The sequence below is a fragment of the Mycobacterium sp. genome (genome assembly GCF_040509115.1).
Taxonomy (GTDB): domain Bacteria; phylum Actinomycetota; class Actinomycetes; order Mycobacteriales; family Mycobacteriaceae; genus Mycobacterium.
In genome coordinates, this window is sequence record NZ_JBEVLO010000167.1 from 1 (window position 1) to 6459 (window position 6459).

At 67.2% G+C, this 6459-nt stretch carries 5 protein-coding genes and 1 pseudogene; 3 read left to right on the top strand and 3 right to left on the bottom strand.

What is annotated here, in order from left to right; all coding sequences use genetic code 11:
- Positions 1–215, top strand: a pseudogene (locus tag ABW137_RS12330) (HNH endonuclease); the annotation flags it as partial.
- A 9-nt stretch (positions 216–224) separates the two neighbouring features.
- On the opposite strand, the gene ABW137_RS12335 reads toward ABW137_RS12330, so the two are convergent.
- Positions 225–1175, bottom strand: a complete 951-nt coding sequence (locus tag ABW137_RS12335) for an alpha/beta fold hydrolase (protein ID WP_526400253.1) — start codon at positions 1173–1175, stop codon at positions 225–227.
- A gap of 108 nt (positions 1176–1283) precedes the next feature.
- Between ABW137_RS12335 and ABW137_RS12340 the strand changes: the two genes are divergently transcribed.
- Positions 1284–2258, top strand: a complete 975-nt coding sequence (locus ABW137_RS12340) for an NADPH:quinone oxidoreductase family protein (RefSeq protein ID WP_526400255.1) — start codon at positions 1284–1286, stop codon at positions 2256–2258.
- Between the two features lie 4 nt (positions 2259–2262).
- Here the strand turns inward: ABW137_RS12340 and ABW137_RS12345 are convergent, their stop codons facing one another.
- On the bottom strand, positions 2263–3852 hold the full coding sequence (locus ABW137_RS12345) for a CocE/NonD family hydrolase (RefSeq protein ID WP_526400257.1): 1590 nt from the start codon (positions 3850–3852) through the stop codon (positions 2263–2265).
- A gap of 149 nt (positions 3853–4001) precedes the next feature.
- On the opposite strand from ABW137_RS12345, the gene ABW137_RS12350 reads away from it, so the two are divergent.
- Positions 4002–5939, top strand: coding sequence for a potassium transporter Kup (locus ABW137_RS12350; RefSeq protein WP_526400259.1), 1938 nt, complete (start codon positions 4002–4004; stop codon positions 5937–5939).
- A gap of 108 nt (positions 5940–6047) precedes the next feature.
- Here ABW137_RS12350 and ABW137_RS12355 read toward each other — a convergent pair.
- Positions 6048–6459, bottom strand: a 412-nt coding sequence (locus ABW137_RS12355) for a hypothetical protein (protein WP_526400260.1), incomplete at its 5' end; no start/stop codon positions are given.

Consider the following 6459-nt stretch of genomic DNA (forward strand, 5'->3'; position numbering starts at 1 on the left):
ACCGCCTACACCACCACGGCGGCATCACCCTCACCGGCGACGCCCACCACCTCACCATCCTCGACCAGACCGGCACACCACTGCGCCAAGGATCACTCGCCCGACCACCAACCCAACCCCCACCCGCGGTCGCCCCCTACCCCGGACCCACCGGAGAACGCGCCGACTGGTGGTGGTACGACCCCTACCAACCCCCACCACCAACGACCAACTAGTGCACGTCGCTAGGAGCTGATCCTGCGTTCGGCGCGCACCGACTCGGCGAGCGCACGCAACTGATGGTTGACCTCTTCGGGCTGTTCGAGGATCGCGCAGTGCCCACCGGGCAACTCCACCAGGCCCGCCAGGTTCGGCGCGTCGGCGGCAATCCGGTGCGAAGACGCGATGGGCAGCAGCCGGTCGTACCGACTGCCGATGACGAGCGTGGGCACCGTGAGATTGTGGAGCGAGATGTGCTTGGGCCCAAGCGAATCGACCAAGACACGGGCCCAGCCGCCCCGCCCGGCAGGCGGCGTCGCGGCGAACAGCTCGAACACGAACTCGGCGATGGCTGGATCGGCGTCCCGCCCGACCGCCAGCGTCTTGACGAAGCGCCGGGTCTGCGCAATGGAACCGGGCAACAGCGGGGCCGAACCGAACGTCTTGAGCATCGAGCCCGCGGCGCGGACGCGACTGCCCATGAACGGCCTCGGCACGGGGACGAACTTGACGTTGCGCAGCAGGTCGCCGGTCGTGGTGTTGATCAAGGCGACCGCGTCGGCGCATCGTTGCACGCGCTGCGGATATCGCTCCGACCACGACGAGATCGCAATGCCGCCCATCGAGTGCCCGGCGATCACGGCCCGCTCCCCCGGCGCCAGCGCCGCGTCCAGCACGGAGTCCAGGTCGGCGGCCAAGAAGTCGAGACCGTAGTTGCCGCGCGTCTTGGGGACGCCGCTCTTGCCGTGGCCCCGATGGTCGTAGGCAATGACCCGGTAGTCGCCAGCGAGGTCGGCGATCTGGTTGGCCCAGACCCGGATCGCGCAGGTGATGCCATGCGCCAGCACGATCGGGTACCCGTCTTCGGGTCCGAAGACCTCGGCGTGGATCCGCGTGCCGTCGGGCGAGTGGACGTCGAGGAACCGACCCTCCGGCATTGCGTCCAGCACCGCCAGATGCCTCGAGTTCGCCCTCATGTGCACTCCGATCCGCCACCGGCACCTTTGCTCGCGGCTGCAGAATCTTAACTAGCCGACGTTGACGCGTGTCAACTGCGGATCATCGTGCCCTGTTAAATGGACGAAATGCGCGCAATCCAGGTAGCCCGGCTCGACGGCCCCAGCGCCGCGCGGCTCGTCGACATCGACGAACCGACCGCAGGCGACGACGACGTCCTCATCGACGTGCACGCCGCGGGCGTGGCATTCCCCGACGCACTGCAGACGCGCGGGCTCTACCAGCTGAAGCCGGACCTTCCCTACGTGCCGGGCGCAGAGATCGCCGGCGTCGTGCGCAGCGCTCCCGCAGGCGCACACGTCAAGGCAGGCGATCGGGTGGCTGCCCTGACGATGCTGTCGGGCGCAATGGCCGAAGTCGTCGCCCTGCCCGCGGACCGGGTGTTCGCGCTGCCCGCCGCCGTCTCGTTCGAGGCCGGGGCTGGGCTGCTGTTCAACGACCTGACGGTGCACTGCGCGCTGCGCACCCGAGGCAGGCTGGTGGCGGGCGAGTCGGTACTGGTGCACGGCGCTGCGGGAGGGGTCGGCACGTCGACGTTGCGGTTGGCCACGGCATGGGGGGCGTCGCGCACGATCGCCGTGGTGAGCACCGAGGACAAGGGCGGCGTCGCCCGCGCGGCCGGCGCCACTGACGTCGTCCAGGCCGACGGATTCAAAGACGCGGTCAAGGAAATCACCGGCGGGCGCGGGGTCGACGTCGTCGTGGATCCGGTCGGCGGCGACCGGTTCACCGACTCCCTTCGGTCGCTCGCGCCCGGCGGTCGCCTGCTGGTCATTGGCTTCACCGGCGGCGAGATCCCCACGGTGAAGGTGAACCGGCTGCTCCTCAACAACATCGACGCCGTCGGCGTGGGGTGGGGTGCGTGGGCAGCCAGCCATCCGGGTTATCTCGCCGAGCAGTGGGCGGAGCTCGAGCCGTTGCTGGCCTCCGGCACGATCATGCCGCCCGAGCCCGACGTGTACCCACTGGAGCGGGCCAGTGCGGCCATCGCATCGTTGGAGGACCGCACCGCGCTGGGAAAGGTCGTCGTCAAGATTCGCTAGGGCGTCAACCGCGTCCGGTGGGCAGAACCAGTCGGGTCTCGACCCCGTACCCGACGACGTGCGTCGTCGTGACGAGCCTGCGCCCTGAGGCAAACGACTCCCCGGTACCCAGGTTGCGCGCGAACCGCGGAAACGACCCTCCCGCAACAAGGAGCCGGATCCGGTGGCCCGCGCGGAACCGGTGAGCCATCGGATCGAAGTCGATCCGCAACCGCCGATCGCGCCCGGGGCCCAGACGCACGTATCCGTCGGTCACGTTGTGGGACTTGCCATTTGCATCGACGTCGCTAATTCTGACGGACACGTCGGCCCACTCGGTGTCGGTGCCGTGCGCCAACTCCACGTACGGGTTTCCGATCACCTCCAAGTCGGCGTCGAGAACACGGCCCGTGAAGTCCAACACGTCACCGCGCAGGGCGAGCACCGAATCATCTCGGAACCCCGCCGCGGAGGCGGTCAGCAGCCTCCCGCCGATCGTCGGCGTCGGGTCTAGCGGGTTGAACACGAACCGTGCCTGCGGTGTGTCAGACGGTGCCGGCTCGTCCGTGAGCGAGGCAGCGGGACCCGGATGGAGCGTCGTCTCGGTTCCCGTCGGCGGCCAGTCCGTCAGCTCCCGCCACCCACCCCCTCCGGTGACGAAGATGCGCACCGAGGACGTGCGCTCGCCGGCAAGCCAGGACAGCGACTCCCGGATGGCCATGCCTCCGCCGCCCTCGCCGTGCGTCCACGGACCGATCAGCAGCGAGACGTCGGCGCCGTGGCCCCGCAATGCGCGGAACTGGTCGAGGGTCTGATCGATGAACACGTCCTGCCACCCGCCGGTGAGCAGCACGGGCTGCTGCACCCGCGCGAAGGCCTCCGACAGGCGCAGCGGGCGCCAGTACCCGTCATCCGGGTCGGGATGCGCCAACCACGACTCATACCAGCGGGACCCGGATCCCAACAGTGCACGGGCCACCTCGGTGGGTGGTAGCCCGCTCAAGACGGGACGCAGGCGGCGTGGTGCTCTCGTCGATCGGACCAGTTGACGCACCCATCCGCCATGCTGCTGCCAGGCGACCAGATAGGCCCAGGAGAGGAAGTCGCCGAGCGCGAACGAGCCGGTGCCCCACACGGCTCGGCCGAAGTCGTGCGGACCCATCGTGATGACGGCGGTCTCCAACTCCGGCGGCGGATCGACCAGCAGCGCCCACTGGGTGTACCCGAGATACGAGCCGCCGACCGTCGCGAACGTACCGGTGAACCAGTCCTGCCCACGCAGCCACGCGACGACGTCCGCGCCGTCGCGAACCTCGTCACGGCCGGGATCGAAGACTCCTTCCGAACCGAAGGTGCCACGGCTGCTGAGCAATACGACGTGATACCCACGGCGGGCGTAGAGACCCGCCATGATTCTGGCCGCTGGCGCTGCTCTGCCGTAGGGACCCCGCATCAGCAGCGTGCCCGTCGCGTCGGACGGCGCATAGTGGTCGGCGAGCAACGTCACGCCGTCGCGCATCGGCACGGCGACGTCGCGGTTCACCCGGTACCCCGTGGTGGCAGGGGTGAGCTTCAACCGTCTGGCAACGGCGCGGTCGACGAGCTTCGCCAGCACACCGGCCTCCTTCACTCTGATGTCGCGGTCGTCCGGAATCGTGTCATCCCAGGGACGACGGCTGCGACCCGCCCGAGCCGGTGCGCGACGGATACCGGTGCTGCCGGGCTACGATCGACATTTGCCCGGATCTCCCCAAGGACCCCGCCGTGCCCGCCAGACCGGAATCCGCGTCACCACCCAACGCGCGCACCTCGCCGCCGTTCCGTTCGGCTCTCGTCGTCGGGGCGCTCGGGGTCGTCTTCGGCGACATCGGCACCAGCCCGATCTACACGCTGCAGACGTTGTTCGATCCCGCCGACCCTCACCCCGTCCCGATCAGCCCCGCAAACGTGTACGGCGTGGTGTCCCTCATCTTCTGGTCGGTGATGATCATCGTCACGTTGACCTACATCACGCTGGTGATGCGGGCCGACAACGACGGTGAGGGCGGCATCATGGCGCTCATCACGATGCTCAAGCATGGCTCCGCGACCCGCGGGCGCCGGACCGCGATGATGCTCGCTGCGCTCGGGATCTTCGGTGCCTCACTGTTCTTCGGCGACAGCATGATCACACCCGCGATTTCGGTGCTGTCCGCCGTCGAGGGCGTCAAGGTGGTGACCCCCGACCTCGAGCGCTGGGTGGTGCCGATCACCGCGGTGATCATCGTGGCGCTGTTCGCCGTGCAGCGCCGTGGCACGGCGACCGTGGGTCGTTTCTTCGGGCCGGTGATGATCCTCTGGTTCGTCTCGATCGGTGCCTTCGGCATCATGGGAATCGCCGAGCATCCGCAGATCCTGAGGGCGCTGTCCCCCACCTACGCGTTGGGATTCGTCTTCGGGCACTTTCACATCGCGTTCTTTGCGCTGGCCGCCGTCGTCCTCGCCGTCACTGGCGCCGAGGCCCTGTACGCCGACCTCGGTCACTTCGGTCGACGCCCGATCACGTTGGCGTGGCTGTTCCTCGTCCTTCCCGCGTGCATACTCAACTATCTCGGTCAGGGTGCTCTGATTCTCGGCGACGAGAGCAAGGTCAGTGCGCCGTTCTTCCTGCTGACACCGAGTTGGGCCCGAATTCCGTTGGTATTGTTGGCGACTGCAGCCACCATCATCGCCTCGCAGGCGGTGATCACCGGTGCGTTCTCGGTGGCCGCGCAGGCCGCCAAACTCGGCCTGCTGCCCAGACTCCGGATCGTGCACACGTCGGCCAAGGCGTACGGTCAGGTCTACGTGCCTGCCATCAACGGCCTGCTGATGGTCGCGGTGCTGATCTTGGTGTTCGCGTTCGAGAGTTCTGCGGCCCTGGCCTACGCGTACGGCATGGCGGTGATCGGCACCATCACCATCGTCACGCTGTTGTTCTTCTACCTGGCACGGACTCGATGGCATACCCCGCTGTGGCTGGTCATCGTCGGTGGCGGCAGTCTGCTCCTCGTCGATCTGCTCTTCCTGGCCGCGAACCTGACCAAGTTGGTGCACGGTGCGTGGCTACCGCTGCTGATCGCCGTCGCGGCCTTCACCGTGATGACGACGTGGGAGCGCGGTCGCAGCATCGTCACCAAGGCCCGCGACGAAGCCGAGGGCCCGCTTCAGGATTTCATCGAGGACCTCTCGACGTGTGATCCGCCCTTGGCGATCGTCCCTGGCACCGCCGTGTTCCTGAATCGGGGCATGAAGACGGCGCCATTGGCGATGCGCGCCAACGTCGAACACAATCACTCCCGCCACGAGCACGTGTTGATCATGTCGATAGAGACCGTCCCGATGCCCCGCGTCCCCGACGCCGAGCGCATGAAGGTCGACGCCCTCGGGTATGCCGATGACGGAATCATCCACGTGGCAGTCAAATTCGGCTACATGGAAGCGTCCGACGTGCCCGAGGCGTTGAGACTGCTCGATCCCGAACAGACCGAGGGTCCGATTGACGTCGGTGACGCGTCGTACTTCCTGTCGAAACTCGAGTTGGCGCCGGGACCCGATCCCACCATGGCGGCGTGGCGCAAGCAACTCTTCATCGCGACCTCGTACCTGACTGCCGATGCCGCTGAGTCATTCCACTTGCCGCGCGAGCGGACCGTGGTCATGGGTTCGCGAATCGAGTTCTAGGTCACGGCGAACTCGAACATTTGCAGCGCCTTTCGGCACGGTGACCAGCACTACTGCCGCAGTTCGTGTTTCGACACACCGTTAGTGCATCTCGCCAACTTTTTTTGTTCAGCGAACTCCCAGGTAGAGCTCGATTCCATCGGAAACGGCGACGAGGGAGGGGTTTCGGTGCGCGGCGCGGTCCGGTAGCGATGGAGCGCGTGGCAGTCGACCAATTGGCTGCGACACGACGAGAGAATCCGAGAAGAAGGAGTGATCATCGGTGAATTCGACGCGCACGAGGTTTCTCATGGCGATGACCGGAACGGCAGCAGCCGGGGCGGCGGTGCTGGCGGTGTTGTTCAGTTCCACCAGCCAGGCCGAGCCCGAGCCCGCACCACCGGGACCCATCACCGCACCTGAGATGACCACGGCCGAGACGTCGACCGAGACGACCGCACCGGCTAGCCCGGAGACCCCAACCGCAAGTCCGACGGTGATCATCACCCCGTCGGAATAGGAATGGTTCGTGGGCAAAGCA

Bases quoted from the DNA above. Each gene is read 5' to 3' on its own strand.
- ABW137_RS12335 (WP_526400253.1), bottom strand. From the start codon at position 1,175: ATGAGGGCGAACTCGAGGCATCTGGCGGTGCTGGACGCAATGCCGGAG.
- ABW137_RS12340 (WP_526400255.1), top strand. From the start codon at position 1,284: ATGCGCGCAATCCAGGTAGCCCGGCTCGACGGCCCCAGCGCCGCGCGG.